The sequence below is a fragment of the Bacillus sp. AR2-1 genome (assembly GCF_008368755.1).
GTDB lineage: Bacteria > Bacillota > Bacilli > Bacillales > Bacillaceae_G > Bacillus_A > Bacillus_A wiedmannii.
The window spans coordinates 340,838-366,591 of record NZ_QORY01000006.1 but is presented as its reverse complement, the minus strand read 5'-3'; the positions used below and the strand labels follow the sequence as shown (position 1 = coordinate 366,591).

Sequence of the window (25,754 nt, the reverse complement as noted above, 5' to 3'; positions counted from 1 at the left end):
AATACATCTATTTATTATATCATTCCAATAACTATTTTTTCTAAAGAAAAAATGCAAAACTATAAATATTCCGCCTTTTATTTCTAAAATTTCAGAATATTTACAATAGTTGATAATTAGAATACATTTTACTAGTACAAAGTTTCACCTGTACAAAATCTAAACAAAAAGGGATGGTTATATGTTGAAGAAATTAGTAGCAGGTACACTAGTAGCGGGATTTGCATTCACTGGAGGACTTGGAGTAGCAAGTGCTGAAGAAAAAACTAACACAATTAAGTCTTTTGATTATTTAAAAGTGGATGAACAGAATGTTAATTCACTTACAAAATTAAGTGATCAGGACAAGAAAGATATCCAAATTACTATGGTATTACCAGACCAAAATGAAAATGGAGATTGGTTAGCTTACGGTTTTACTAGCCGCGAAACATTAGATGCTTATATTGAAAAGGATAAAAAAGTACTTAAAAATAAAATTAATCCTTTAGGTAGCGGTGCTGGTAGTACTGATTTTTATGAACATAAAGATAAAGGTGGCCAATATATTTACTGGAGCAGCGGTTTTAAAAACTTACCTTCTAGCTGGAATGACAGAATTTCTTCTGTAAGTACAGCATCGCCTTCAGCAAGTTATTCAACGACACTTTGGGAGCATACTTCAACACAAGGCTATGGAAAAGGTGTTGTATTCAAACATGCTGATTGGTACGGTAAAACTGCTAATTTAGCTGCTGATTGGAACGATATTACTTCAGCGATTGACGTAAAAAAATAATAAGATATTCAATTTTCCCTGTAAAAATTCAAACCACTATTCTCTTATTCATTTAGAGAATAGTGGTTTATTAATTTTCTATTTAAGCATGTACAGCATGCCCTAAAGCTTGTAATAACGCTTCATGAATCGCTTCAGATAAAGTTGGATGCGCTGCAATATAATCTCTCATAATATCAGCGGTAACTTCTGTATGAATCATTACAGTTCCTTGTCCGATTAGTTCGGTTGTACGAGGACCGATAATAGAAATCCCAACAATTTCTTGATATTTAGGTTCCACGATAACTTTTACTTTACCCGTTTGTTCTCCAATAATAAGCGCCTTTCCGTTCGCTGTAAAAGGAAATTCTCCTATAAGAATATCACCGTATTGTTCTCTTGCATCTTTTTCGTTTAAACCAACACTTGCGATTTCTGGGGATGTGTATATACATCGAGGTACTGCATGATAGTTAACTTTCACATCTTCTCCACTCATATGTAACGCTGCTGTCGTTCCTTCATGGAAAGCAACGTGAGCAAGTTGTATTCCACCAATCACATCACCTGCTGCGTAAATATGTGATACATTTGTTTGCATATGTTCATTCACAGAAATTCCTTTATTTGAAAATTGAACACCTGCTTTTTCTAAATCTAATTTTTGTACACGTGGTTTTCGGCCGACAGAAACGAGAACATATTCCGGATTGGCTTCTTGGATACTTCCTTCATATTCAAATGAAGCTTGCTTCTTATAATTATTTAATCCTTTTAAAGCAGCTCCTGTAAATATTTCTACGCCATCATTTTCTAGTTTATCTCTTAAAATATGTGCGATATCTTCATCTTCACCATGTAATAATTGCGGTGCCATTTCAACAATCGTAACTTTTGTTCCAAGACGACTATAAATACTTGCAAACTCGCAACCTATTACACCACCGCCAACGATTAATAATGATTTCGGTATATTTTCTAGGGACATTGCATGGCTACTATTTAAAATCCACTTCCCATCAAATGGAGCAAAACGTAATTCAGTCGGTTCTGAACCTGTTGCTATAATGAACTGGTCTCCATCTACTACATCTACTTTATCACCGTGTGTAACTCGTACACGGTGATCCGTTTCAAATTTCGCTTTACCTTGTATAACTTTTATTTTATTTTTCTTCATTAAGTATTGAATTCCTTGGACAAGCTGCGTTACGATCTGTGATTTCCTCGCCTGTATTTGCTTCCAATCAATTGATATACTTCCTTTGTTAAGCGTAACTCCGTAATTATTCGCTTTTCTCACAATGTCATGCACTTCCGCACTTTCTAACAATGATTTTGTAGGCATGCAACCAACATTTAAACAAGTCCCGCCAAGATCAGCTTCATCAATAAGAGTGACATCTTTCCCATTTTGAGCCGCGGTAATTGCCGCTACATAGCCAGCAGGTCCGCCTCCAATAACGACTAATTTACTCATTCTCTCACCTTCTCTTTATAAAAGAATTGTTACAGGTTCTTCTAAATAACGTTTAATTGTGCGTAAAAATGCAGCTGCTGGTGCGCCGTCTAATACACGATGATCGAATGTTAAACTTAAAGGTAACATACTTCCTTTTCTTAATTTTTTCCCTTTATATACAGGAACATGTTCAATTGCACCAACACCTAAAATACCAGTTTCAGGTGTATTTAATACTGGTGTGAAATATTCAATCCCAAAGCTACCTAAATTACTAATTGTAAAGGTTGTCCCTTGCATATCGTCACTACTTAAATTACCTTCTCTTGCTTTTTGTGCCACAATTTTAATTTCTTTAGATAACTCTACTAAAGATAAATTATTAGCAAAGCGAATAGACGGAACGACTAATCCTTTTTCTAACGCGACTGCCATGCCTAAATGAACATGTTCAAATTGATGAATTGCATCATCTATATAAGCGCTGTTCATTTCTTTATGCTCCGCAAGTGCTAATACAACAGCACGAGAAACGAAATCCGTAATGGTTAGTTTGTTATCGTATCGTTTTTGTACAACTTCCACTATGTCTTTATGTAAAGCTACTAAATCTGTCACATCTACTTTCATCGTTAATGTTAATTGCGCACTATTTTGTAGGCTTGCATGCATACGGTTTGCGATTGCTTTCCTCATACCAGTCACAGGAATGACTTTACTTTCTTCTTGTTCAAGTACTTCTGGAATTGCAACTCTTTCCTCAAGTGCCTTTAAAACATCTACCTTTGTAATTCTTCCTCCAGGTCCTGTACCAATTAATGATCTAATATCAAGATTTTCAGTTTTTGCAATCTTTTTCGCAACCGGAGATATTTTGATTCTTTGCTTCGCTACTTCTTTCGCATATGGTTCTGGATGTTGTATATTTTTAGGTTCTGCATTAGGTGTTTTTTCTTCTACAACATTTGTATTTTCATAGACTTCTACTATTTCGTTCGGCTTACCGATATAGCAAATTACAGTACCCGGCGGCACTCCCTCATCTTCACTTACAGCTATATCAAGAACAGTTCCATCAGCCGGTGCTTCTATTTCAGTTTCGATTTTTTCCGAGTTAATGCTAGCAATTAGTTCACCTTTTTCTACATTATCACCTGCTTTAATATTCCAGCTCGTAATAATACCTTCTTTCATCGCCATACCTAACTTTGGCATTACAACTTCTACAGCCATGTTTCTCTCTCCCTTCTCATCGTTTCATTACACATGTAATAAAGATTGGTCTCCGATCATTTCTGATACAGTTTCAATTACTTTCTCCGGCGTTGGTAAATATAACTTTTCAAGTGGTGGTGAGAACGGAACTGGTGTATGTGGTGCTGTAATTCGTTTAATAGGTGCATCTAACAAATCGAATCCTTTATCCGCTACAATTGCTGCAATATCCGTTGCGATACTACATCTTGGATTTGCTTCGTCAATAACAATTAGGCGATTCGTTTTTTCAACAGATGCTAAAATCGTATCTTCATCCAGTGGTGATAAAGAACGTGGATCAATTACTTCTACTTCAAGTCCCTTTTTCGATAATTGCTCAGCAGCTGCAAGTGCTGTATGAACTTGTTTTCCAATTGCGACGATTGTTACATCAGAACCTTCACGTTTAATATCTGCTTTCCCTAATGGAATTGTATAGTATTCTTCTGGTACTTCGCCTTTCATATTGTAAAGTGTTTTATCTTCAAAGAAGATAACTGGATCGTCATCTTCAATTGCTGCTAATAATAAGCCTTTTGCGTCATACGGAGTAGAAGGAACGACAACTTTTATACCTGGAATGCTCGTAAATAACGCATATAAACTTTGTGAATGCTGTGCCGCTGCGCTAAAACCAGCACCATGCATCGTACGTACTGTAACTGGCACTTTCGCTTTACCACCGAACATGTAGCGGAACTTTGCGCCTTGGTTTAATACTTGATCAAGACAACTACCGATAAAATCATTAAACATTAATTCAGCAATCGGACGTAATCCTGTTGCAGCAGCTGCCATCGCCGCTCCCATATAACCCGCTTCTGAAATAGGTGTATCTAAAATACGATTTCGACCAAATTCTTGTACAAGGCCTTTCGTAACACCAAGCACACCGCCCCATGCTTCATCGTCTTGCAAGTGATCAACTTGTGCACCGCCTGCAACATCTTCTCCGATTAAAATTACATTTTCATCACGACGCATTGATATTTTCATCGCTTCATTAATTGCAGTTGACATACTTACTGTTCTAGTCATTATTTTTCACCCTCCTCTTATTTGTAAGAAACGTATACATCTTTTAATAATTCTTCATCCTCTGGATATGGACTATTTTCACTAAATTCAATTGATCTTTGCACTGCTTCATCTACTGCCTTTTCCATATCGACAAGTTCAGATTCAGTTAATAGCGCTTCATGAATTAAATGCTTACGGAAATTCACAATCGCATCTTTTTCATTTAAATGTTCTTCTTTTTCTTCTGAAGTTTTATACGTTTGTGCTTCACCTTCGAAATGACCGTAATTGCGATATGTCATACATTCAATTATTGTTGGACCACCACCATTACGCGCACGTTCTACTGCTTCTTCCGCGGCTTTATATACTGCAAGTAAATCTTTTCCATCCACTTGAACACCTGGAATATTGTAAGCTTTTGCTCGATCTGCAATGGAATCACAACTTGACGCATATTCAAATGTCGTTGCTTCACCGTAACCGTTATTTTCGGCGATAAAAATAACTGGTAACTTCCAAATCGCTGCTAAGTTAACCCCTTCGTGAAATGTCCCTTCATTATTTGCTCCGTCACCGAAGAAGCAAACACTCACATCTTTCGTTCCTTTATATTTAGCTGTTAATGCTGAGCCGCAAGCAAGTGGAAAACCTCCGCCTACAATCCCATTTGCACCAAGCATTCCTTTATTTAAATCGGCAATATGCATGGAACCGCCTTTACCTTTACATAACCCTGTCACTTTCCCAAAAAGTTCAGCCATCATCCCGTTTAAATCACAGCCTTTTGCGATACAATGTCCATGTCCTCTATGCGTACTTGTAATACTGTCACGATCCGTTAAGTGGGCACATACACCAACTGCTACCGCTTCTTCACCTGCGTATAAATGAACGAAACCTGGCAGAACGCCTTGGGCGAATAATTCATGCACCTTATCTTCAAACTTACGAATCTCTAACATTTTTCCATACATCCAACGAGCTTGTTCTTTCGTAATTTCATTCCCTTTACTTTCAGTTGTTTTTAACATGTCCAGCCCTCCTATTTTCTTGTTCATCTTTTATATTGCAAGTACTGTGCCAAATTCTAATCATTGATTTCATCGGTTTTCTCTTTCCTTTAGAAATAAAAAAGTGGACAAAATGAGACATATGTCTCGTTTTGTCCACTTTTGTTCACTTAATGTTAGAATGATTATCTTATTCATTATCAAAACTCTTCTGTAACTTCCGGATGTAAATAATTTGACCAATATGATAAGCGTTATGAGTTGTTACATTTGCTAATATTTCCCACCACTTTGCAGAAACAGGAAATCCAACTACATCACTTTCAACCTTCTCTTCATTTATAAGCTTTTGCCATTGTAACAGTTTCTCTAGTAGTTTTTCTCTTAACTCATCGAAGGTTTGATTATTTGAAAGCATAAAACTTTTGTTATTATCACCAATAGCGGGCACGGCATCCACATTCGATTCTTTGTACCTAGTTTGCCACGTTGAATTCCAATACAGTAAATGTTGTACAATTTCAGCTATACTATTACTCTCTTCATTCGGTTTCCAGAAAGCTTCTCTCTCAGGTAGATCTTTCACTGCATCTGAAAATGGAATATACCAACTAGGATCGTTTGCATTTGCTAATAATTGATCTGCTAAAACATCTTTCACATGGGCCATTTTTTTCCCTCATTTCATTAACATATTCATACTCACTTCTCTATATACGCTGAGTCTTTATAATTCCCTTTTTTAAAAATCCCATAGAATATAGAATTAACGGGTATTGCTCTCAATACGAATGTAAGAATAATAGATTTTCTTATCATAACTCGTTATGATAAAAGAAAAAGAAAGCTGGCGGAAAATGGATAAAAAAATCGCAGTTATAACCGGGGCTTCAAGTGGTTTCGGTCTTTTAACAACACTTGAGCTTGCGAAAAAAGACTATTTAGTCATAGCTACAATGCGAAACCTTAATAAACAAGAAGATTTAATGTCTCAAGCTACTAAACTGAACTTACAACAAAACATAACAGTTCAACAATTAGATGTAACCGATCAAAACTCTATACATAACTTTCAATTATATATAAAAGAAATAAATAGAGTAGATCTACTTATTAATAACGCAGGATATGCAAATGGGGGCTTTGTAGAAGAAATTCCAGTAGAGGAATACCGTAAACAATTTGAAACGAACCTTTTTGGAGCTATATCAATTACTCAACTTGTATTACCTTATATGAGAGAACAAAAAAGTGGAAAAATCATAAATATAAGCAGCATTAGTGGTCAAGTTGGATTCCCTGGTCTATCTCCTTACGTTTCTTCAAAATATGCGTTAGAAGGCTGGAGTGAATCACTTCGTTTAGAAGTAAAACCGTTCGGAATAGATGTTGTATTAGTGGAACCAGGTTCTTATAACACAAACATATGGGAAGTGGGTAAACAACTAGCTACAAACCAATCTGAAACTACTTCTCCTTACAAAGAATATATGGATAAAATACAAAAACATATTAATAGCGGCAGCGATACATTTGGTAATCCGATAGATGTTTCTAATAAAATTGTAGAAATTGCTGAATTTAAGCGTACGAATTTACGATATCCAATTGGAAAAGGTGTAAAATTTATGATCTTTGCGAAGAGGATTCTTCCTTGGAGATTGTGGGAATACCTTGTATTGAGAACCTTTAAGAAAATGTAGTTAACTTTTTTGATAAACATTTTGAAAGAGGTGCTAATTAAATGTTAGGTTTACCGTATGGAAAAGTGTTTTTAGTTCCGTGGACTGAAGAATGGCAAATTGAATTTATGAAAGAGAAACAATTCATTGAGGAACAAATTGGCGAACATATTTTAGCAATACACCATATTGGTAGTACCTCTATTCCACATTTAAGTGCAAAGCCAATTATTGATATTGCAATCGAATTAGAAGATTATACGGACGGCTTAACATGTATTAAAAAGTTAGAACTGCTAAACTATAAATACAGAAAAGATGTATTGCCTGAACGATATTATTTTAATAAAGGAGAGTCAAGAACTCATCAAATTCATATGTATGAACAAAGGAATACATATTTAATAGAACAATTACAATTCAGAGATTACTTAATAGACAATAAAACTTCTCGTATTCAGTATGAACAGTTAAAGATTCAACTTTCACAAGCTAATCCTAATGATAAACATAAATATGCTGAGGATAAAACAAATTTCGTTACATCCATATTAGCTAAAATAAATGATGAATTTAAATAAGAAACCATTTACTACTCAATGGTTTCTTATTTATTAGTTAACTCTTGATTTGTACCATCAATAATCACCTTATTATGCAGCAGGTGGAACGAAATAAACTAGTATTGAGAGCATCAATATAAATGCAACCATTCCCGTTATCGAGAGTATATATTCTTTTGATTCTCTATCATACTTCCATTCCATCCATGCTCTTAAAGTCGATGATATCCCTAAATAAATGAACATGACATAAGCCATTTTAGAGTTTTCAAATTTAAACATATAATAACAACTACCTATTATATAAATAATAATAAGTCCTATTTCTATTTTTACATGTAAACTATTCACATGCTTATATCCGAAGAAGCCTCTTTTCTCCATATTTAATTTTATTCTTAAACACTGTTCTAAAAAGTAACCACCTATAGCCAGTCCAATAATAATAATCAAGATTGTAGAAATACCCATTGTTATCCCCCCTCTTATTACTTTATTTATTTTTAGAAATAGAGTGGACTATATTACGTTTATTCTCTTCTAAATAACTTACAATTCCTTCAGGATATGTGGACCTCTCCTTTAATTCATTTATACTTTTCCAAATTAATATAATATCCTCATATTCTTTATGTCTAATTTCATTTATTACCCTGTCTTTAACAATTCCCCTATGTATCAATGTACAATGATGTCCTTTTTCGTTGTCCCACTCGAAAATATGTTCATTTACTACGGCCAATTCTTGAACATCAATCTTCAAATTGTATTCTTCTATTAATTCTCTTACTATTGCTTCTTTTGCTGTTTAACCAAATTCAATGTAACCTCCTGGAAAACGATAAAATGTTTCTCTTAAATCACATTGTACAAGTACGTTAGAATGATCTTCATTTAAAATCATTACTTCAGCACGTAATCGAGGACTTTTCATTTCTTCTCTCCCTATAATTGCTCATTTTGTGATATTGCCATAGTGTCTTAATCAATACGTATTAAATAAGGAAATATAGAATTATCCCCGTTATCAATAGTGATACAACTCCGCCTAAGGACATCAAAAACTCCCTTGATTCTCTATCATATTTCCATTCCATATATGATTCGAAACTATACAACGTAATTAAAAACAGAAAGGGTAGGAAGCCCATGTATAGAGGGTTCGAAAGAGAAGAACATATAATTATAACTACTATATACGAAAAAATAATAATCCTGTTTCCCCATTTATGCAGCTTATTTACATATTTATTATTCCATCCTTTTTGTTTCGGTATATTTAGCCTTTTTCTCACTATATTTTCTAAAACAAATAAGAATATGATCCATAAAACTAATACAATTACTTTCACATGCATTAGAGAGATCACCTCCTTTATCTTATCGTCTGGATTTTCTCCGGCTGATCACTCGGATACGTAGTACTCATTTTGTTCTCTACGTCCCAACTAATAATAGTCGCACTATCTCTCCCTAATTGCTGATGAACGTGTTCTAAAACATTATGAACATTTTCTTTTAGTTCTACATTACTTTCGTTCATATCATTATACAGATTCAATGGTGTTTCATAATGACGTTCCCCGCATTCTAATACCCCATCTGTGACTATTACAATTCGATTCTTTCCAGCACGTAATTCACGAATTCCTGTTGAATAGCAAGGGACTGGTAAATTAAATGTGTTTATATTTCCAATCCATTCGTAAAAATGACGTTGATTTAATGCATATTGTCCTAACTTATGTAACTCTTCATGAAATACATAAACTAAACAATCACCAATAGATAACCACCATATGTAGTTTTCTTTTCTTACACATATTAAGCACGCTGTTTCCCCTTTTACTCTTTTGCACTTTTCTTTAAATGAGAGGGATTGAAAGATTGTAAGTAGATGATTTTCAACAGATCGAAATACTGTATCAATCGATTCATTCATCATTACTTTTATATTTTCATATTCTTTTTGGATTGTATTTACTACTAAATCAACACTTTCCGCACTATTATGTCCATCTAAAATAGCTGCTATTTCCCAATCACCATTTGACCAAACTAACGCACCATCTTCGTTCTTTTTTGCTCCGGCGCTTATATTCCCGCCGTATTTTCCAAGTACAATGTCACCATATTGTTTAACTGAAATTTCTCCTAAACACATTTCTGTATTTCCAACCCATGAATATTGTCTATTATTTGTTGTATGCATACTCATTTACCATATACTTTCGTATTCTTTCACATATTTTTTTAATTTTCTCTTCGTCACCATATGGCGCATCAGTCCATTTCGCTACTTCAGTTGGTGACCAAAATTCTTTGGGTGTATTTGGATAACGCGGTATGATGTGCATGTGCATATGTGGTACACCATTTCCTGAAACAAAAGTGTAAATATGCTCTGCACCTTCGCTTTCTTTTAACGCTTTACTTACTCTACTTGTTATAAGTCCGAACGTTTTCGCTTCCTCATCTGTTAGTTCAGCAAGACCAGGTATATGTCTTTTTATATCTATCATTACATAACCAAGGTATGTTTCTTCACTATCCCAGTGGACATGTCCAACATAAACGAATTCATCTTCATAAATAGCTCCACCTGGAACTGTAATATTTCCTTTATGTTTCTCGCAAATAAAGCATTTTCGTTCTACTTGATTATTTGTTGACATATCCATCACCATCCTTTTTATTAATAATATCATAAAAAAAGGAAAAATAGGATTTATATTCCGAAAATTCATTCTTTCAATTCGGCAATTTTTGAAATAAATTTGCACCTTATTATTTCTTCAAAAACGCAATCCCAATTACGATTCCAATCACAATTCCGATTACTAAATTATTAGTAAAAAAACCTTGAAATACACCGATTACAACCCCTATACCGACACCTATTGCCAAGGCATCATTCCTTTTATTATTTTTAGCCAAAATTGCATCTCCTCCCATCATTTCTCCCTAAATAACATACATTTACTTGAATGTATTAATATATTCACTATCTCACTTGAATATTTCCAAAAAATGAACTATAACTTCACATATAATATTTTCCATTTTCTGTGCATACTCCTTTATAATGAAAAAATTTCAAGTAACCATTAAATATATATAGGCATTTACTATAAGAAATATCAGTAAGTTATTTAAGGAGGAACGATTCAAATGCATCCTCATTGGAATCCAAATATAAATCAACAATATGTACATTCCCCCCATCCTGTAAGGAATACATTGCATCAAGATTCAGAATATATGATGCAGCGTATTGCAAGTCTTGAAAGTCAATTAGCGAAACTAATCTCATTAATCGACGAAAATAATCAATTAATTAAATCAATGGAACAACAACAAAACCAAGTTTGCACACCAGCTGGCGGTTCTGTTATCGTTCGTATGTAACTTTTTGAACAAAAAAACACACTTTGTATAATAAAGTGTGTTTTCCTTTTATCTTCTTTTTTGATGAAATCCTTGTGTAATGCGGTCTAATATAATCGCAATGACAACAATAGCTAGTCCGGCTTCAAATCCCATTCCAATATTAACTTGTGTTACAGAACGGTATACATCAACTCCAAGACCAGGAGCTCCTACAAGTGATGCTGTTACAACCATCGATAACGAAAGCATAATACTTTGGTTCACTCCAGCCATAATCGTTCCGGTTGCAAGTGGTAATTGTACTTTAAATAGTTTTTGTGATGCTGTGGATCCAAATGCATTCGCTGCTTCAATTAAATCTTCTGGAACTTGTCTAATTCCTAAGTCAGTAAAACGAATTGTCGGTGGCATTGCAAAGATTACGGATGCGATAATCCCAGGCACTACACCTACTCCGAAAAATGTAATTGCAGGAATAAGATATACGAAAGCCGGCATTGTTTGCATAAAGTCTAATGTCGGTTTTAAAAATTTTGAGAATCGTTCATTTTGAGAAGCTAAAATTCCGATTGGGATTCCTACAATAATTGAAATAATAACAGACGTAAGTACAAGTGCTAATGTTTGCATCGTCTGTGCCCAGTAGTTAATATTTAAAATAAATAATAAACCGATCAGTGTAAAAATAATTAAAGATACCTTTCTCGTTGTGTACCAAATGAGGAAACAAAGGATAATAATCATCAATATGGCCGGTATTATTGTTAAAAAATTAGTGAGTAAATCAACGAATCCACCGATAATATAAGAGAATCCTCGGAATAAGCCTTCAAGGTGCTCATATAAACTTGCAACAAATGAATCGACCCATTCCCCTAATGGAATACGTGGTATACTACTCATCGTCTTTCACCTCTTCCTCAATATTACCTGCAAGAGCTTGAATGACACTTTCGCGTTTAATAATTCCTCTAAGCCTTTTCTTCTCATCAATTACTGGTAACGGATATTTCATCTCCGCCATTTTCGCATACGTTTCTTCAAGTAAAGTATCTAAATACACATGCGGGATATCGGTAAGTAATAAATCAGCAATTGGCCACTGTTTTTGAACGGCTTTACTCGCATCATCTGCCGTTAATATCCCTAAAAACTCATACTTTTTGTTAACAACATACACAGTAGAAACGCCAGCGTTCCTCATAATTTGAAGTGCTACACGCGGTCCACGATCAATTAATAAAGTCTCCGGTCGTTTTAATATAGATTCCGCCGTGATTACTTTTCCTAAATTTACATCCGCTACGAATTTCTCTACAAATTCATTGGCAGGACTCATCATAATTTCTTCCGGTGTTCCAATTTGGACAATCTCTCCATCTTTCATTAATGCGATACGATCTCCAATTCGAAGAGCTTCATCTAAATCATGTGTAATAAAAATAATTGTTTTCTCCATTTTATCTTGTAATTCTAACAGCTCATCTTGCATTTCTTTTCGAATCAGTGGGTCTAATGCACTAAATGACTCATCCATTAACAATACATCTGGATTATTTGTTAATGCCCTTGCGATTCCAACACGTTGCTGCATACCGCCACTAAGTTGACTTGGATAATTATCTTTATGATGATCAAGTCCTACTAACTGTAGCGATTCTAACGCTTTATTCTCTCGTTCCTCTACTGGAACTCCTTGAATTTCTAACCCGTACGCAACATTTTGTATCACTGTACGATGTGGAAATAAAGCGAACTTTTGAAACACCATACTCATCTTCGTTCTTCTCACTCTTCGCAACTCTTCTTTTCCCATCGTTGCGATATCTTCACCATCTATGTATATATGCCCCGCTGTTGGTTTAATTAATTGGTTTAACATCCGAACTAACGTAGATTTCCCGCTACCAGACAAACCCATAATAACGAAAATCTCTCCAGTATATACTTCAAAGGTTGCCTTTTTTACACCAACGTTCATTCCTGTCTCTTTCAAAATTTCCGATTTGCTTTTTCCTTCTTTTAATAAAGACAGCGCTCTTTGCGGGTGTTTCCCAAATACTTTTGTTACGTTTTCAACACGCACCTTTGTATTATCCATGTCACTACTCCTTTTCTACCCATCTATTCATATAGTGTTGCGATTTTACAAAGAAATATTACATAAAAATGACATTCATAAGATTTCTTTAAAATTCGCGTTTCCGTTCATAATAAGAATGCTTACTTATACATTTATTTAAAAAGGCAAACATTTCTTAGGAGGGTTTCGATGAAAAAGAAAATATGGCTTATATGCCTTGCATTATTTATTACTATGATATTCTCTTCATGTAATGCAACAAATGCAAATTCGAAAGGAAAAATTAAACTTGGTGTAACAAGTTGGAAAGAAAACATTGCAACGGCAAACATGTGGAAAGTTTTATTAGAACAAAAAGGTTACAAAGTTGAGCTCATGTACTTAGAAAAAGCTGCAATTTGGACTGGCGTTGCTCGCGGTGATGTTGATGCAAATTTAGAAGTATGGCTACCTGTTACGGATAAACCGCTAAATGCTCGTTATAAAGATGATATAGTCTTAAAATCAAAATGGTATGAAGGTACTGGACTTGGCCTTGTCGTCCCTTCTTATATGAAAAACATTAACAGTATTGAGGATTTAAATGCTCATAAAGATGAACTAGATAACAAAATTGTCGGTATCGAACCCGGTAGTAGTCTTATGAATTTAACAAATAAAGCGATGAAGGAATATGATATTAAACTAAAACTTGTCCAATCTTCTGAAGCTGCGATGATGAGTGAATTAAAGAAAGCATATACGAAAAAGAAACCAATCGCTGTTACGCTTTGGAATCCGCATTGGGGCTTTTCAGAATTTGACTTAAAATATTTAAAAGACCCTAAGAAAGTATATGGTGAAAAAGATGATATTTATTACTCTGTTCGTAAAGGTTTCGAAAAAGATTATCCAGATATCGTGAAATACTTTGACAAATGGAAAATGAAAGATGAACAACTTGGTACATTAATGGTCATGTTAAATAAAACGAAAGACCCTGAAGAAGCGGCGCGCAAATGGATTGAAAAGAATCAAGCGCTAGTTGATGAATGGGTAAAAGATTAATAAAACAGGCTAGAGGATATGCTATTCCTCTAGCCTGTTTTATCTTATTTTTTCGTAACAACATCATCTACAATCCCATATTCTTTCGCTTCTTCAGCAGTCATAAAATAATCTCTTTCTGTATCATGTGCTACTCTTTCAATCGATTGCCCCGTTTTTTCTGCAATCATTTTATTAATATCACGCTTTAACTTTAGTATTCTTTTCGCTGTTATTTCAATTTCTGTTGCCTGGCCTTGCGCACCACCAAGTGGCTGATGAATCATAATTTCACTGTTAGGGAGCGCAAACCGTTTTCCTTTTGCACCTGATAATAATAACAATGCACCAAATGATGCTGCAAATCCCATGCATAGCGTTTGTACATCTGGTTTAATGAGATTCATCGTATCTAATATGGCAAAACCCGCTGTTGTTGAACCACCTGGGCTATTGATGTATAAATATATATCTTTCTCTGCATCTTCCGCTTCTAAAAATAATAATTGAGCTACGACACTACTCGCTACTTGATCATTTATTTCTGAACCGATAATAATAATACGATCTTTTAATAACCTTGAATATATATCATAGGAACGTTCTCCTAATTTCGTTTGTTCTACTACATATGGAATTGCATTCATTTTAAATCCCTCCAATAATTGTTATGCAACGCAAAGCATACAACTGTAGGAAGAAGGGTTTTTCGCATAAAACAATAAGACTGGCTGTATAGATGGTAACTTAGTAAAATCTATTGTCGGAAGGAGTTTCGTTAATAATTCTGGTCTCTCCTCACGAATAGACGTTACTACAACTTCAATATCATCTGTGAATTCGACAATCTCTATCCCTTCTTCGCTTACAGTTTTCAGCCTATTTCTACTCCGAAATAAAGAGGCTTTTACTGCACCTTCTGATACGGAACATACTTTAGCAATATCAGCGATACTATATTGAAAAACATCTTTTAAAAATAAAATTGTGGATTGTTGTACATTTAATGACGATAATACTTTCCCTACCATTTCATGCAAATCTGCAATGTTCTCTTGTGGGGCATCAAAAATAATTTGTTCCTTTATTTTTTCATGGACTGATTTTGATTTCATCTGGTCTATCCAGCGATTTCTAGCTATTTTATATACAAGCGTCATACAAATATCTTTATTACTATATTTTTGAAGAACTTTACAAACTGTTTCTTGAGCAAGATCTTCGCCGTCCCATTTGTTTTTCGTTAAAAATGTACAGTACCTTTTCAATTCTCCATATTGCTCAATTAAAAAGTTTATATTTGAATGATTCATATCGATATGATTCTTTAAAATATGAGTTACTTTTGTGCACAAAATAACCACTCCTTTTCAGCGCTTACTTAATTAACGATTAAACAAATAAAAAAGTTACGGGGCATATAAAAAAATTATGTTTATGTTCAATAATTCGCGGTCATAAATATGTTATGTACAATTTTACGTGAGGAGGAACAAATTTGCCAAAATTAACAATTGAAGGTGCGGGAACTTTTGATGTAAAAGAAGGCACAAAGTTAGTATTAGCGATCGAAGATAACGGTGTACACATTCTCCATCGCTGCGGTGGGAAAGCACGCTGCACAACTTGTAGAGTAGAAATTATAGCAGGTGAGTTTTGTGAAGCAAGTTCTAATGAAAAAAATGCAATTACGGAAAAAGGAATTGAAGATCACTTACGTTTATCATGCCAAATGCACGTACATAAAGATATAGTCGTTCGCCCTATACTTACAGTAGAAAATTCAGGTCTTGATGCAGGCCCACGTCCAGCAGAATAATATGCTGAATTTAAAACAGCTCGCTGGTGAATATGCTGCAAACTTTGTAAAAGATGGGATGAAAGTTGGACTTGGCACAGGTTCTACTGTATATTGGACGATACAAAAATTAGGTGAGCGTGTAAGAGAAGGCTTATCATTTCAAGCTGTACCAACGTCAAAAGAAACGGAAGTATTAGCTAAACAACTAAATATCTCTCTAATTTCGTTAAACGACGTACAAAGCCTTGATCTTACAATTGATGGAGCGGATGAGATTGATGCTAATTTACAACTTATAAAAGGTGGTGGTGGCGCATTACTTCGCGAGAAAATTGTTGCCACTTCCTCCAAAGAACTAATTATTATTGCTGACGAATCGAAACTTGTAACACATTTAGGTACTTTCCCAGTACCTGTTGAAATTATACCTTTTTCATGGAAACAAACCGAAAGTAAAATTCAATCTTTAGGTTGTCAAACAACGTTACGTTTAAAAAATAACGAAACGTTTATTACCGATAACAAAAACATGATTATCGATTGTATATTCCCTCATAACATATCTAATCCAGCCAATTTACACACTCAATTAAAAATGATTACAGGTGTAGTTGAAACAGGGTTGTTTGTTAATATGACTAGCAAGGCGATTATTGGAACTGAAAACGGAATAGAGGAATTATAAATCCGCTTTATTCCGTGTAGTTAAAAAGGATGAGGTGCTTCCTCATCCTTTTTTCATGTCATTGGTAACGAATCTAATTGTATGAATTACAAACATTATAATAAAAATTACTGTAACAATTAACGGAAAGTAAAAATCATTAGATGTTGTTTTAAGGCTATATATAATGAACCAAAATATAGGTATACCAGGTAACATTACTACACCACTAACAAAATTGAGGGTAATTTTATTTATTTTGCTTTTTAACAGAATATGAATAATGAAATTAGAAAGGAAAATAAGAAATAATGTAGTTATTAATAATGACATTATACAGCCTCTCCTTTTCCATATTGATTGCAGGCGTTAGTTCATAATATATTCTTTTTGACATCAGAAACTCAAAATCATTTATTTTATGAAAAATTTAACTTCCATCTTTTTTATTGTTCAAGCACAAAAAATAAAATAATGTTGAAGTATGATATACTATGAAAACAAAAGAACATCACTCTAGAAAGGGCTGAACAATTTGCACTCCAAAATCATAACAGAACTTACAGATTTAGAAACTGCCTTTCATATTCGAAAAGAAGTATTTGTAAAAGAACAAAATGTCCCTCTTGAAGATGAATTCGATACATTCGATAAAATTGGTGAGAAATGCAAACATATTTTAGTTTATTATAACGATCTTCCTGTAGGTACAGGTCGTATACGATTTGTTGACGGTGCAGGAAAATTAGAACGCATCTGTATTTTAAAAGACTATCGTAAATACGGATTAGGAAAAGTAATAATCAAAGCGCTAGAAGAAATTGCTCGTGACAAAGAAGCTACAAAAGTAAAACTACACGGTCAAACACAAGCTGAAGGATTTTATAAAAAATTAGATTATCAAACTTCTTCTGATGTATTTATTGAAGATGGTATTCCGCACGTTATTATGACGAAAGTACTATCATAATAAAAAGGGTAGTATATGAATTTATATACTACCCTTTTTTATAAATAGAAAAGTGAATTCTCAAGATTTTCTTTTGCATCAAAGCCCATCATCTCTTAGTTCATATCTAGGTAAAGCTTACACTGTTTTCCATAATGATAAGGCATAAATCCAGTTTGGATCCCCATTTCCTTGATAACTCTGGACAGCTTCATATACTTTTCCCTCGTGTAGAACTCTATCTCCCTTTTCATATGCTTTCTTTGCATTCCACTCTTCATATGAAGCGCTTTCAGTTTTTGTAGTAATTGTGAATATATCACTCTGTACAGATTCATTTCCAGCTACATCAACAGCTTTCACTACATATTTATAAGTAGTATTAGGAAGTAAATTTTTATCCATATAAGAAGTCGTATTGGATGTTGCAATTTTTTTCAATGATCCTTCTGTTTCTCTATAAATATCGTAATGGTCTACACCAATATTATCGTCAGAGGGACTCCACATTAGATCCACACTTGACGCTGTCGTTCCCATACTATGTAATCCTTTTGGTTGTGTTGGTACTTCTGTATCAGGCGCCTCAACTGTTGTTTTTACTGTAAGCGCTGCATTTTCTTTCGATACATTTCCAGCTGAGTCAATTGCTTTTACAGTATAAGAGTATTCTGTACTTGGTTGTAATTTTTTATCAATAAAATGAGTTCCTGGTACTGTATCAATCATCTCTCCGTTACGGAAGATTTGATACCCTTTTACCCCTACATTATCCGTAGAAGCGTTCCACGTTAGTTCTATACTATTCGCTGTTACGTTTTGTGTCTGAATTCCATTTGGACTACTTGGAGCTTCTATGTCCGGTTTCACATCATTAATAAGATTAACATCAATTACATTATAGAATGCATTTGCTGTATCAGCTACATCCCATACTGCTAAAATCACATGATATCCACTACGGTCAGTAGGCACATTGATTTTGTGAGTTAAATGATTTGAGGCTGCAGAACCATCATGTTGTACAGTTCCAATTGGTTCTAAATCTGCTCTTGTGAGCGCTTTATTTGGGTTCCATTCTTTTTTTGTAATATAGTAATGCCATTTACTTGTTAAGTGAGGCGCTGTATATTTCCAAGTAAAAGTATTTTCCCCGCCTGTGATTGTATTTTTAAACCAACGATCAGCTGTTTGTTGATCTAAAACACCACCAAATTTACCACCTGCAGAAGCGATTTGGCCATCAACTGGGCCAGCTTGCGGGAACCCTTTTGGAGCTTCCAAACTTTGTGGTTCATACATAACACTTCCACAGTTTGCATTTAGTGCACCATAGGTTGGACTACATAAAGCAGATCGGCTGCTAGGCTTTTCAACAAAACCGTGCGCGTATGCGTTTTGAGGAATAAGTGTCGTGCCAATAATTCCAACTGTTAATGCAACAGCTCCTAGACTTTTTTTGTTCATTTTCATGTTTTGTAGTTGTTTTAATAATCGATTATTCATGTTCCTGTCCCCTTCTTGTTATACTTTGTAGTGTAATGTGGGCTTCGATGTAAAAGAATAACAAGAGACAATTTTGTATCGATGTATGTGTTAATTATGCATACACCGCAGTGAAAATATATTTCATTTCTTGTGAAATATTTCACTTGATGAATATATCATGAGATAAAAATCATCAAAGTATGTGCAGAAGTTGTGCAGAAATGATGAAAGCATTAGTAACACGTAAAACTATGGTCCGAATTTATAAAACAGAATATTTAACCTTTCAAAACAACGAATTCTCCGCTTCATATAAAAGAAGAGTGTCTATACCATTTCATATAGACACTCTTCTCATGTATAATCTTACATTTATTACTGACCTATAAATGTAAAAATCTCATCAGCAGCTTTCTTATAGCCACCAGATTTTCGGAAAGACTCCTTCAAATTCAATGCAGCTTCTTTATATGATGGATTATTTAATACAAATTCTACACTTTCACGTAGTTGTTCCACAGTTAATTCATTTATAGATAACTTAATCCCAGCTCCTAGATTCTCTACTTGCTTTGCGATTACTGGCTGATCTGCACTTTGAGGAATTACAATGAGTGGAATCCCGTTATTTAATCCTTCATGTGTACTGTTCATTCCGCCATGTGTAATAAACAACTTTGTATATGCAAGTAGTTTAGTTTGTGGTACATAGTTTTTTACAATGAAGTTTTTAGGAATGTTACCTAAATCACTTATTTTTGTTTTATTACCAATAGACATAACAATAGTATGATCACTATTCTCGAACGCCTTCATACAAAGTTTATAAAAATCAAGCGATTCATTAAAAACAGTGCCTAGTGAAATGTAAATCGGGCTTTTTTCTTCAATTGTAGTAAAATCAAACTCTTCATCTTTTACTTGTGCAGGGATGGATGGACCTACAAATTTAAATGTTTCATTAAACATATCTCCAAAAGGTTGGAACTCTTTTATTGTATACACAATAGTAAGTGGCGCTGGATTACAGAAAACTTCATATGGTGAGTTTATTTCAATACTATATTTTTCCGCAATCCCCTTAGTTAATCTTTCAAAATCATTATGTATCCTATCCTGAACTTCCATTGGGATACTTTTAGACAAGTAATCCAACATTTGTTCAAATGATTTTTCATTCTGTGCAAAAGATGTACAAGAATTTATTGCCGGAAGATTTAGAATTTGAGCAATTAAACGGCCACAGCCAAACATTGAATCATGAATGATGTAATCAAACTGTTCCCCTTCAATTTGTTCAAGAACATTTGGTATAATAACATCTGCCGTATGTAAAAGACCATTTATTCTCTCTGGTAAATAATTTCGACCACCGGAAAGAAAAGCATTTATAAATTTTTGATCGTCAATTGTTCGTACAGTAGCACCCGTCTTCTCAATACGCTCTCTAAAAGATTCTATTGAAAAATAAACTACCTCTTCCCCGCGTGAGACTAATCCTTCTACAACTTGCAATGTAGGATTTATATGTCCTTCTGATCCAGTATTAATGAATAAAACACGTGCCACTTAAAACACTCCTTCATTAAAATCTTTTCTATGTTGTCATTAGTATTACAGGTATTTTGTCTTATTCTTCTAAATGGACCTAGCAAGCCTAAATCCAAGGTCATCTATATGAAATGTAGGATGGCTACGGCGACGACAAGTCGCACCGCAACCTCTAGCTGCTTCAGCCCAGCTACCGCCGCGGAAAATTCGGTATGATCCGTACACTTGTTCATCATATAAATCATAGCACCATTCCCAAACGTTTCCTAACATATCGTAAAGTCCCCATGCATTCGGTTCTTTTTTTCCGACCTCATGAATATGTCCACTAGAATTTTCATTGTACCAAGCAATCTCTTTCAGTTCTCCATATATGTATCCGGTAGTTCCTGCCTTACACGCATATTGCCACTCTGCTTCAAAAGGTAATCGGTACCCATTTGAATCTAAATTACAACTAACAATTTGACCACCATCATTAATAGAATAATATTCTTTTAATCCCGCTTTTTTGGAAAGTAAATTACAAAATATAATAGCATCATTCCATGAAATATTTACAACTGGTTTATTACTATTTTCATTACCATTTAGTGCAAGATTCATAATAGCATAATATAATTCCACTGTTACAACATACTTTGCAAGAAGAAACGGTTTAACTTGAACTTGCCATTGTTTTTTTATTCGATCATCTCTTAATTCTACTTTTCCTGCTGGAATTTTCACCATATTAGAATCAACCGGGCCAATGAATCTATTCAATCCTATCCCCCCATGTTACTTCTTTTTATAGTCTAACTATCTATGGTATCGTATTTCTCTAAAAATAGTCTTACTTCATTTGAAGATTTTAAAATAATAACCTCTTTTTCCTTACTCAATTGATTTAGCCTTTTTAAAATTGAGGGTCGTTTCGTTTTAGGATATTGCCATATCCATTTAAAAAATTGCAAATCAAACCTTTCTTCACATCCAGCACCCATATCCGGTCTTGTTTTATTCCGATATTGTACAACCCTTTTAAAAGCACGATAAACACATATTGTTCTATGAATATCAAGAAAGATAATTGTATCAGCAGCGTTAATTCTTATGTCCATTGTCCCGCCATAATTCCCATCAATAATCCACTCATCTTCTTTAACTAATTCATTTTGAACCTTTCTTTGCTCCTCTTTCGGTACACCTTCCCAATTCGGTTTCCAAAATAACGCATCAAGATGATGTACTTTAATATTTAATTTATTACCTAACTGCCTTGCTAATGTAGATTTTCCTGAACCACCAGAACCTATTAATATTATTTTTTTCATACATACCCCTTTTTAAATCTATTATTTCTTCTGTAACATAAACTTACAAAACATTCCAATCCCAACACCAATTGTATAAGCAACTAAATCACTCCACAAAAATCCGTAACCTAATACGAGGCCACCTAAAGTCGTTGCACGAATGCTATCTATCCATTCAGCATGATACAATTGGCTTACTTCAATCCCGTAGCAAAACAGTAAACTTATAAAAGCCAATTTCTTCGTTTCTATTTTAGGAAATAAAAAACCGAGCCCTGTAAAAATCATGAGTGCCCATAAAGCATCGCCTAAGTACGCGTTTAATAGATGAGGTAACGCAAAAGCTAACTTTCTTGAGCTAAGACCTAAAATAATTATAACTATAGTAAATAGCGCATATAATAATCTATTTCGTTTCTTATTCATCTCAAAATCTCCTAATATGTAATTAAAAACTGTAAATAGGTAGTAAAATATAATTATTTTACTACCTATTTTTTAATGGCTTTCATAATAAGAAAATGTGGATTTGTATTTAGATAATGATATGATGTTTCATTTACTTCTCTCATTTTTTCAACCGGCCTCGGTTCCACCATTTTATCTAACACAAAATAATTTGTTGTTTCATTAATTATGTCTTGGAGTGATCTTCTAAAAAAGCTAACTTCTATTGTAATATTTGGTTTAACCCAAGTATCTACTAATAATTGTTTTTCGAAATAATTTTCACTAGTAAACTTTGTAAAATCCATAAAAGGATGATGAATGGAGTATATAAATTCGCCACCTGGCTTCAATACTCGATGAAACTCCTGAAATACTTTATCCCAATTTTCTAAGTAATGAAGCGTTAACGAACTTACAATAACATCAAAAGCATTATCTTCAGATGGTAATACTTCTTGCAAATCATGACAAAGAAACGTTGCTTTATTACCCGTACTTTCCTTTGCAGCTTTTACCATTTCAGAACTTACGTCAATTGCAGTAACATTTGCTCCCCTTTCTACAAATTGAGTAGTATACCATCCAGCTGCACATCCAGCATCTAATATACTCTTCCCTTCTAAATTCTTTGGAATCATCTCCATCATCGCTGGTCTTTCATAATAACTGTTATATGGATTTGCCAAGTCTAGATTTTCTTTATATGTACTCGCTAATTTATCATATGTATCTTTGATCGTGTCTTTCATTACTTCCACCCCTTATACATATTAATCTAATAACTCTTGCTGCTTTTTCTTTGAAAATGATTGTAGAACTAAATCATATGACCAATCAATCATCTTATTAATTTGCTCTTGCTCTACATCTTTATGTATATACACTGTATTCCAATGTTTTTTATTCATATGATACCCGGGAATGATTGCTTCTGGATACTCTTCTCTTAATCTTAATGCAAGTTCTGGATCACATTTTAATGTAATCGCAGCTTTTTCTCCTTCTTCATGGTTTATTATCGCAAATATTTTATTATTAAGCCTCATACATGTTGCATTCCAACCATCAGGAGAATCTTCAGTCGCTTTTCTTTTTGATAAACAATATGTTCTTGTTGCATTCATTTTACTTTGCACCTCTTATTCTTTCACTATTTGATTACGATGCATTACAATTTGTTTCGTCGCTTGAAATTGGTGTTCACCATAAAACTTTATTAATTTCTCTCCACAAAATAGACTAACAATATGAACATGAGATATTTCTTGAAGTAACATTGTAAGCATCTTCTCCCCAATCCCTTTATTTCTTACAATCTCATGCACAACAACATCTTCTATGTACGCTCGAAAAACACCATCAGAAACAACTCTAGCAAATCCGATTAATTCATTTTCTTCCCATACTCCAATTGCTATACTATGCTTTAACATTTTTTGAATATCGATTTCTTTTCTTTCTGGCCACCAACCGACAGAGTCATAAAGTTTTTTTATTTTGCCTACGCAGATTGGTTGTTCATGTTGCAATTTATACGTGTACATTTTCTTTCTCCCATCAAATTACTCATTATATTTATTTTGTCTTACTTTACTTCCTTCAATATAAGCTATTGAATCCAACCGGTTATTAAACCCATTGTAAAATTAATTTATAATATAGATATTACAATTGCAATATAAACAGTCTCTCTCTCATCCTTTCCTATTTCTTCTATATTAAAAATAGCACGTAATATATTAAGTTGGCTAATGATAAAAACCGCCCAATAGGACGGCTTTTATCTTTATTTAATTCCATACCACCAACCTTTCCGATCAAGCCAACCTTTCATACCGCTTAATTGCGCATCGCTAGTTGGATTGGAAACAAAATACGTTAAACCGTCTGATTGTAAAATGAAGGTAGCAGTCATTTTTAAAGAAGTTAATGCTCCCATAACACCTGGAGTTTCATGAGGTGAAAAGGCTCCAGATTGAATAATATTTTGTTTAGAAACTTGTGCTTGTATGTTTTCTTGTTTTGGTACCGATTCAGTAAACCAAGAAAGGGGCTTATTTCCTATCAATTGGTTTAAATCACATTTACCGATACCTGGTACATTACCCGTCTCAGTGTATTGCCAAATATCACAAGGATATGCTGGTTTATTACCGCCATACCTAGGAATCCATAAAAAATCACTTTTTACGTTCGCCATACCGAAAGGCTCATATACATGATGCCCAACATATAAGCCAACTTTCTTAGCACCTAATCGGCGTAACTCGTCGATAAAAGCTTGTGTACCAGCTCTCATATCATCCATTGTTTTCACTTCTACGTCAGCAGCCCAAACTGTAGCACTCTTATCACCGCGATTCCAAAAATCTTGCGCTTCCTTCTTCGCATCAGCAATTGAAATAAAGCGACAGAATCCATAGTTACCAAATGGAATATTTCTAGTTTTCATTGCTTGGACATAATTTTTATATAAAGGATCTACATAATTTGATCCATCTTGTACCCTAGCAATTACGAAATCTAGTTGTGGAGCGGCTACATCCCAGTTAATGTTACCGTTCCATTTTGAAATATCTACAATGTAACCCATTGCTTAACACCTCCTTTATTAGTATTATATTCAGAGCTCGTCTTATTGCTCTTCCTCTCCTAAAAATTCAATAGTATTTGCTAGTACATATAGTAAATACGACAAGTGTCTTCTACAAAGACAGTAACTCATTTCCATTAAAAAAGAAAATCATAGCTATACGAATCGTACTATTTGTCCCCATAATTACATCAGCTTGAGTAGTTGCTTTAAAATTAAAATAGCATCACCTTGTTTGGTGATGCTTTTAAAATCAATTTTTCTTCTAGAGCACGAATACTATTACTATAACCGCTTCTCTAAAAAGTGTTGACTATGTCCTTTAGGATGATCTTCAACAACACCATATTCTCGGTAGCCGTGCTTTTTATAAAAATCTGGTGCTTGAAAACTAAATGAATCTAATAATATTAATCTACACCTTTTTTCCTTCGCGATGTCTTCGATTTTATGTAACAGTTGACTGCCATAACCATCATGACGAACTGTTTCATCAACCCATAAAAAATCTATATGAAGATGATAAAAATACATCGTTCCTGTTACCCCACCAAATATTTTTCCATCCTCATCTTTTACTACAAAACTTACTTGCTCCATCGGCTGTTTTGCTTCATCCCTTAAAATCGACATGTTATATTGAATTACTTTATTTTTTATGTACTCTCCTTCAGTACGAGTACCATTCTCTATGTGTTTCATAT

The 25,754-nt window shown here is 34.0% G+C and carries 32 protein-coding genes and 1 pseudogene; 8 read left to right on the top strand and 25 right to left on the bottom strand.

Features of this window, described 5'->3' with window-relative positions:
• The first annotated feature begins 181 nt into the window (after positions 1 to 181).
• Positions 182 to 778, top strand: coding sequence for a hypothetical protein (locus DT250_RS06560; protein ID WP_149212819.1), 597 nt, complete (start codon positions 182 to 184; stop codon positions 776 to 778).
• An 82-nt stretch (positions 779 to 860) separates the two neighbouring features.
• On the opposite strand, the gene lpdA is transcribed toward DT250_RS06560, so the two are convergent.
• The 5 genes from lpdA to DT250_RS06535 all read right to left on the bottom strand — a co-directional run bounded on the left by lpdA (position 861) and on the right by DT250_RS06535 (position 6,182).
• The gene (lpdA, locus tag DT250_RS06555) at positions 861 to 2,240 is read right to left on the bottom strand and encodes a dihydrolipoyl dehydrogenase (RefSeq protein ID WP_149212818.1); all 1,380 of its coding nucleotides are present in this window, start codon (positions 2,238 to 2,240) and stop codon (positions 861 to 863) included.
• A gap of 15 nt (positions 2,241 to 2,255) precedes the next feature.
• Entirely contained in the window at positions 2,256 to 3,455 is a 1,200-nt protein-coding gene (locus DT250_RS06550) for a dihydrolipoamide acetyltransferase family protein (protein ID WP_149212817.1), read from the bottom strand.
• Positions 3,456 to 3,482: 27 nt separating this feature from the next.
• A complete protein-coding gene (gene acoB, locus DT250_RS06545) occupies positions 3,483 to 4,517 on the bottom strand; it encodes an acetoin:2,6-dichlorophenolindophenol oxidoreductase subunit beta (protein ID WP_147787639.1) in 1,035 nt (344 codons plus the stop codon).
• A 17-nt stretch (positions 4,518 to 4,534) separates the two neighbouring features.
• A complete protein-coding gene (acoA, locus tag DT250_RS06540) occupies positions 4,535 to 5,533 on the bottom strand; it encodes an acetoin:2,6-dichlorophenolindophenol oxidoreductase subunit alpha (protein WP_147787640.1) in 999 nt (332 codons plus the stop codon).
• A 169-nt stretch (positions 5,534 to 5,702) separates the two neighbouring features.
• On the bottom strand, positions 5,703 to 6,182 hold the full coding sequence (locus DT250_RS06535) for a DinB family protein (protein WP_060486729.1): 480 nt from the start codon (positions 6,180 to 6,182) through the stop codon (positions 5,703 to 5,705).
• 187 nt (positions 6,183 to 6,369) lie between these two features.
• On the opposite strand from DT250_RS06535, the gene DT250_RS06530 reads away from it, so the two are divergent.
• Both DT250_RS06530 and DT250_RS06525 read left to right on the top strand, forming a co-directional pair.
• Positions 6,370 to 7,215: an oxidoreductase gene (locus DT250_RS06530; protein ID WP_218951294.1), complete on the top strand. Its 846-nt coding sequence runs from the start codon at positions 6,370 to 6,372 to the stop codon at positions 7,213 to 7,215.
• A 41-nt stretch (positions 7,216 to 7,256) separates the two neighbouring features.
• Positions 7,257 to 7,775: a GrpB family protein gene (locus tag DT250_RS06525; RefSeq protein WP_149212815.1), complete on the top strand. Its 519-nt coding sequence runs from the start codon at positions 7,257 to 7,259 to the stop codon at positions 7,773 to 7,775.
• A gap of 72 nt (positions 7,776 to 7,847) precedes the next feature.
• Here the strand turns inward: DT250_RS06525 and DT250_RS06520 are convergent, their stop codons facing one another.
• The 6 genes and pseudogenes from DT250_RS06520 to DT250_RS06495 form a co-directional block, all read right to left on the bottom strand.
• On the bottom strand, positions 7,848 to 8,228 hold the full coding sequence (locus DT250_RS06520; protein WP_060486726.1) for a DUF4181 domain-containing protein: 381 nt from the start codon (positions 8,226 to 8,228) through the stop codon (positions 7,848 to 7,850).
• Positions 8,229 to 8,250: 22 nt separating this feature from the next.
• A pseudogene (locus DT250_RS06515) lies at positions 8,251 to 8,691 on the bottom strand (NUDIX domain-containing protein).
• A 61-nt stretch (positions 8,692 to 8,752) separates the two neighbouring features.
• A complete protein-coding gene (locus DT250_RS06510) occupies positions 8,753 to 9,115 on the bottom strand; it encodes a DUF4181 domain-containing protein (protein ID WP_000558206.1) in 363 nt (120 codons plus the stop codon).
• 17 nt (positions 9,116 to 9,132) lie between these two features.
• A complete protein-coding gene (locus DT250_RS06505) occupies positions 9,133 to 9,975 on the bottom strand; it encodes a PP2C family serine/threonine-protein phosphatase (protein ID WP_149212814.1) in 843 nt (280 codons plus the stop codon).
• Entirely contained in the window at positions 9,953 to 10,504 is a 552-nt protein-coding gene (locus DT250_RS06500; protein WP_149212813.1) for an HIT family protein, read from the bottom strand. Before DT250_RS06500 ends, DT250_RS06505 begins: the two co-directional genes overlap by 23 nt.
• 40 nt (positions 10,505 to 10,544) lie before the next feature.
• Positions 10,545 to 10,712 carry a glycine zipper domain-containing protein gene (locus DT250_RS06495; protein WP_048547350.1) on the bottom strand — a complete coding sequence of 56 codons (168 nt, stop codon included), beginning with the start codon at positions 10,710 to 10,712 and terminating at the stop codon, positions 10,545 to 10,547.
• Positions 10,713 to 10,928: 216 nt separating this feature from the next.
• Between DT250_RS06495 and DT250_RS06490 the strand changes: the two genes are divergently transcribed.
• The gene (locus DT250_RS06490) at positions 10,929 to 11,165 is read left to right on the top strand and encodes a hypothetical protein (RefSeq protein ID WP_142293467.1); all 237 of its coding nucleotides are present in this window, start codon (positions 10,929 to 10,931) and stop codon (positions 11,163 to 11,165) included.
• 48 nt (positions 11,166 to 11,213) lie between these two features.
• On the opposite strand, the gene DT250_RS06485 is transcribed toward DT250_RS06490, so the two are convergent.
• Together DT250_RS06485 and DT250_RS06480 are read right to left on the bottom strand one after the other, a co-directional pair.
• Positions 11,214 to 12,050, bottom strand: a complete 837-nt coding sequence (locus DT250_RS06485) for an ABC transporter permease (protein WP_000095064.1) — start codon at positions 12,048 to 12,050, stop codon at positions 11,214 to 11,216.
• Positions 12,043 to 13,248, bottom strand: a complete 1,206-nt coding sequence (locus DT250_RS06480; protein ID WP_000370614.1) for a quaternary amine ABC transporter ATP-binding protein — start codon at positions 13,246 to 13,248, stop codon at positions 12,043 to 12,045. The genes DT250_RS06485 and DT250_RS06480 overlap by 8 nt, the downstream gene beginning before the upstream one ends.
• A 171-nt stretch (positions 13,249 to 13,419) precedes the next feature.
• Here DT250_RS06480 and DT250_RS06475 point away from each other — a divergent pair, with 171 nt between their 5' ends.
• Positions 13,420 to 14,277 (top strand): glycine betaine ABC transporter substrate-binding protein, encoded by an 858-nt coding sequence (locus DT250_RS06475; protein WP_149212812.1) that lies wholly within the window; start codon positions 13,420 to 13,422, stop codon positions 14,275 to 14,277.
• A 44-nt stretch (positions 14,278 to 14,321) separates the two neighbouring features.
• Here DT250_RS06475 and clpP read toward each other — a convergent pair whose 3' ends face one another.
• Positions 14,322 to 14,903, bottom strand: coding sequence for an ATP-dependent Clp endopeptidase proteolytic subunit ClpP (clpP, locus tag DT250_RS06470; RefSeq protein WP_000991621.1), 582 nt, complete (start codon positions 14,901 to 14,903; stop codon positions 14,322 to 14,324).
• 21 nt (positions 14,904 to 14,924) lie between these two features.
• Positions 14,925 to 15,611, bottom strand: coding sequence for an RNA polymerase subunit sigma-70 (locus DT250_RS06465; RefSeq protein ID WP_149212811.1), 687 nt, complete (start codon positions 15,609 to 15,611; stop codon positions 14,925 to 14,927).
• 143 nt (positions 15,612 to 15,754) lie between these two features.
• On the opposite strand from DT250_RS06465, the gene DT250_RS06460 reads away from it, so the two are divergent.
• The 3 genes from DT250_RS06460 to DT250_RS06450 all read left to right on the top strand — a co-directional run bounded on the left by DT250_RS06460 (position 15,755) and on the right by DT250_RS06450 (position 17,691).
• A complete protein-coding gene (locus DT250_RS06460; protein ID WP_001125375.1) occupies positions 15,755 to 16,075 on the top strand; it encodes a 2Fe-2S iron-sulfur cluster-binding protein in 321 nt (106 codons plus the stop codon).
• A 4-nt stretch (positions 16,076 to 16,079) separates the two neighbouring features.
• Positions 16,080 to 16,742, top strand: coding sequence for a ribose-5-phosphate isomerase RpiA (gene rpiA / locus DT250_RS06455; protein WP_149212837.1), 663 nt, complete (start codon positions 16,080 to 16,082; stop codon positions 16,740 to 16,742).
• A 514-nt stretch (positions 16,743 to 17,256) separates the two neighbouring features.
• On the top strand, positions 17,257 to 17,691 hold the full coding sequence (locus DT250_RS06450) for a GNAT family N-acetyltransferase (RefSeq protein WP_060486723.1): 435 nt from the start codon (positions 17,257 to 17,259) through the stop codon (positions 17,689 to 17,691).
• A gap of 117 nt (positions 17,692 to 17,808) precedes the next feature.
• Here DT250_RS06450 and DT250_RS06445 read toward each other — a convergent pair whose 3' ends face one another.
• From DT250_RS06445 to DT250_RS06395, 10 genes are all read right to left on the bottom strand, one after another.
• Entirely contained in the window at positions 17,809 to 19,176 is a 1,368-nt protein-coding gene (locus DT250_RS06445) for a lytic polysaccharide monooxygenase (protein WP_149212810.1), read from the bottom strand.
• Positions 19,177 to 19,533: 357 nt separating this feature from the next.
• Complete coding sequence (locus DT250_RS06440; RefSeq protein WP_149212809.1) at positions 19,534 to 20,727, bottom strand: macrolide family glycosyltransferase; 1,194 nt, start codon at positions 20,725 to 20,727, stop codon at positions 19,534 to 19,536.
• Between the two features lie 69 nt (positions 20,728 to 20,796).
• Complete coding sequence (locus DT250_RS06435; protein ID WP_149212836.1) at positions 20,797 to 21,441, bottom strand: formylglycine-generating enzyme family protein; 645 nt, start codon at positions 21,439 to 21,441, stop codon at positions 20,797 to 20,799.
• 65 nt (positions 21,442 to 21,506) lie between these two features.
• Complete coding sequence (locus DT250_RS06430) at positions 21,507 to 22,025, bottom strand: DNA topology modulation protein (protein ID WP_088063684.1); 519 nt, start codon at positions 22,023 to 22,025, stop codon at positions 21,507 to 21,509.
• A 21-nt stretch (positions 22,026 to 22,046) separates the two neighbouring features.
• A complete protein-coding gene (locus tag DT250_RS06425; protein WP_149212808.1) occupies positions 22,047 to 22,433 on the bottom strand; it encodes a ribosomal maturation YjgA family protein in 387 nt (128 codons plus the stop codon).
• A 65-nt stretch (positions 22,434 to 22,498) separates the two neighbouring features.
• Positions 22,499 to 23,206, bottom strand: a complete 708-nt coding sequence (locus tag DT250_RS06420; RefSeq protein ID WP_149212807.1) for a class I SAM-dependent methyltransferase — start codon at positions 23,204 to 23,206, stop codon at positions 22,499 to 22,501.
• Between the two features lie 21 nt (positions 23,207 to 23,227).
• Complete coding sequence (locus DT250_RS06415; protein ID WP_088063687.1) at positions 23,228 to 23,581, bottom strand: MmcQ/YjbR family DNA-binding protein; 354 nt, start codon at positions 23,579 to 23,581, stop codon at positions 23,228 to 23,230.
• Between the two features lie 15 nt (positions 23,582 to 23,596).
• Positions 23,597 to 24,001, bottom strand: coding sequence for a GNAT family N-acetyltransferase (locus tag DT250_RS06410; RefSeq protein ID WP_000288955.1), 405 nt, complete (start codon positions 23,999 to 24,001; stop codon positions 23,597 to 23,599).
• A 242-nt stretch (positions 24,002 to 24,243) separates the two neighbouring features.
• Positions 24,244 to 25,050, bottom strand: a complete 807-nt coding sequence (locus tag DT250_RS06405; RefSeq protein WP_149212806.1) for a GH25 family lysozyme — start codon at positions 25,048 to 25,050, stop codon at positions 24,244 to 24,246.
• 285 nt (positions 25,051 to 25,335) lie between these two features.
• Positions 25,336 to 25,752 carry a GNAT family N-acetyltransferase gene (locus DT250_RS06395; protein WP_149212805.1) on the bottom strand — a complete coding sequence of 139 codons (417 nt, stop codon included), beginning with the start codon at positions 25,750 to 25,752 and terminating at the stop codon, positions 25,336 to 25,338.
• Between the last annotated feature and the right edge of the window lie 2 nt (positions 25,753 to 25,754).

Coding starts and splice junctions, on each gene's coding strand:
- DT250_RS06395 (WP_149212805.1), bottom strand. CDS start 25,752: ATGAAACACATAGAGAATGGTACTCGTACTGAAGGAGAGTACATAAAA.
- DT250_RS06415 (WP_088063687.1), bottom strand. CDS start 23,581: ATGAATGCAACAAGAACATATTGTTTATCAAAAAGAAAAGCGACTGAA.
- DT250_RS06435 (WP_149212836.1), bottom strand. CDS start 21,441: ATGGTGAAAATTCCAGCAGGAAAAGTAGAATTAAGAGATGATCGAATA.
- DT250_RS06530 (WP_218951294.1), top strand. CDS start 6,370: ATGGATAAAAAAATCGCAGTTATAACCGGGGCTTCAAGTGGTTTCGGT.
- DT250_RS06520 (WP_060486726.1), bottom strand. CDS start 8,228: ATGGGTATTTCTACAATCTTGATTATTATTATTGGACTGGCTATAGGT.
- DT250_RS06405 (WP_149212806.1), bottom strand. CDS start 25,050: ATGGGTTACATTGTAGATATTTCAAAATGGAACGGTAACATTAACTGG.
- DT250_RS06475 (WP_149212812.1), top strand. CDS start 13,420: ATGAAAAAGAAAATATGGCTTATATGCCTTGCATTATTTATTACTATG.
- DT250_RS06525 (WP_149212815.1), top strand. CDS start 7,257: ATGTTAGGTTTACCGTATGGAAAAGTGTTTTTAGTTCCGTGGACTGAA.
- DT250_RS06495 (WP_048547350.1), bottom strand. CDS start 10,712: ATGGGAGGAGATGCAATTTTGGCTAAAAATAATAAAAGGAATGATGCC.
- DT250_RS06505 (WP_149212814.1), bottom strand. CDS start 9,975: ATGAGTATGCATACAACAAATAATAGACAATATTCATGGGTTGGAAAT.
- DT250_RS06430 (WP_088063684.1), bottom strand. CDS start 22,025: ATGAAAAAAATAATATTAATAGGTTCTGGTGGTTCAGGAAAATCTACA.
- DT250_RS06550 (WP_149212817.1), bottom strand. CDS start 3,455: ATGGCTGTAGAAGTTGTAATGCCAAAGTTAGGTATGGCGATGAAAGAA.
- DT250_RS06425 (WP_149212808.1), bottom strand. CDS start 22,433: ATGAATAAGAAACGAAATAGATTATTATATGCGCTATTTACTATAGTT.
- DT250_RS06480 (WP_000370614.1), bottom strand. CDS start 13,248: ATGGATAATACAAAGGTGCGTGTTGAAAACGTAACAAAAGTATTTGGG.
- DT250_RS06420 (WP_149212807.1), bottom strand. CDS start 23,206: ATGAAAGACACGATCAAAGATACATATGATAAATTAGCGAGTACATAT.
- acoB (WP_147787639.1), bottom strand. CDS start 4,517: ATGACTAGAACAGTAAGTATGTCAACTGCAATTAATGAAGCGATGAAA.
- clpP (WP_000991621.1), bottom strand. CDS start 14,903: ATGAATGCAATTCCATATGTAGTAGAACAAACGAAATTAGGAGAACGT.
- DT250_RS06500 (WP_149212813.1), bottom strand. CDS start 10,504: ATGAATTTTCGGAATATAAATCCTATTTTTCCTTTTTTTATGATATTA.
- lpdA (WP_149212818.1), bottom strand. CDS start 2,240: ATGAGTAAATTAGTCGTTATTGGAGGCGGACCTGCTGGCTATGTAGCG.
- DT250_RS06560 (WP_149212819.1), top strand. CDS start 182: ATGTTGAAGAAATTAGTAGCAGGTACACTAGTAGCGGGATTTGCATTC.
- DT250_RS06445 (WP_149212810.1), bottom strand. CDS start 19,176: ATGAATAATCGATTATTAAAACAACTACAAAACATGAAAATGAACAAA.
- acoA (WP_147787640.1), bottom strand. CDS start 5,533: ATGTTAAAAACAACTGAAAGTAAAGGGAATGAAATTACGAAAGAACAA.
- DT250_RS06510 (WP_000558206.1), bottom strand. CDS start 9,115: ATGCATGTGAAAGTAATTGTATTAGTTTTATGGATCATATTCTTATTT.
- DT250_RS06410 (WP_000288955.1), bottom strand. CDS start 24,001: ATGTACACGTATAAATTGCAACATGAACAACCAATCTGCGTAGGCAAA.
- DT250_RS06485 (WP_000095064.1), bottom strand. CDS start 12,050: ATGAGTAGTATACCACGTATTCCATTAGGGGAATGGGTCGATTCATTT.
- DT250_RS06535 (WP_060486729.1), bottom strand. CDS start 6,182: ATGGCCCATGTGAAAGATGTTTTAGCAGATCAATTATTAGCAAATGCA.
- DT250_RS06490 (WP_142293467.1), top strand. CDS start 10,929: ATGCATCCTCATTGGAATCCAAATATAAATCAACAATATGTACATTCC.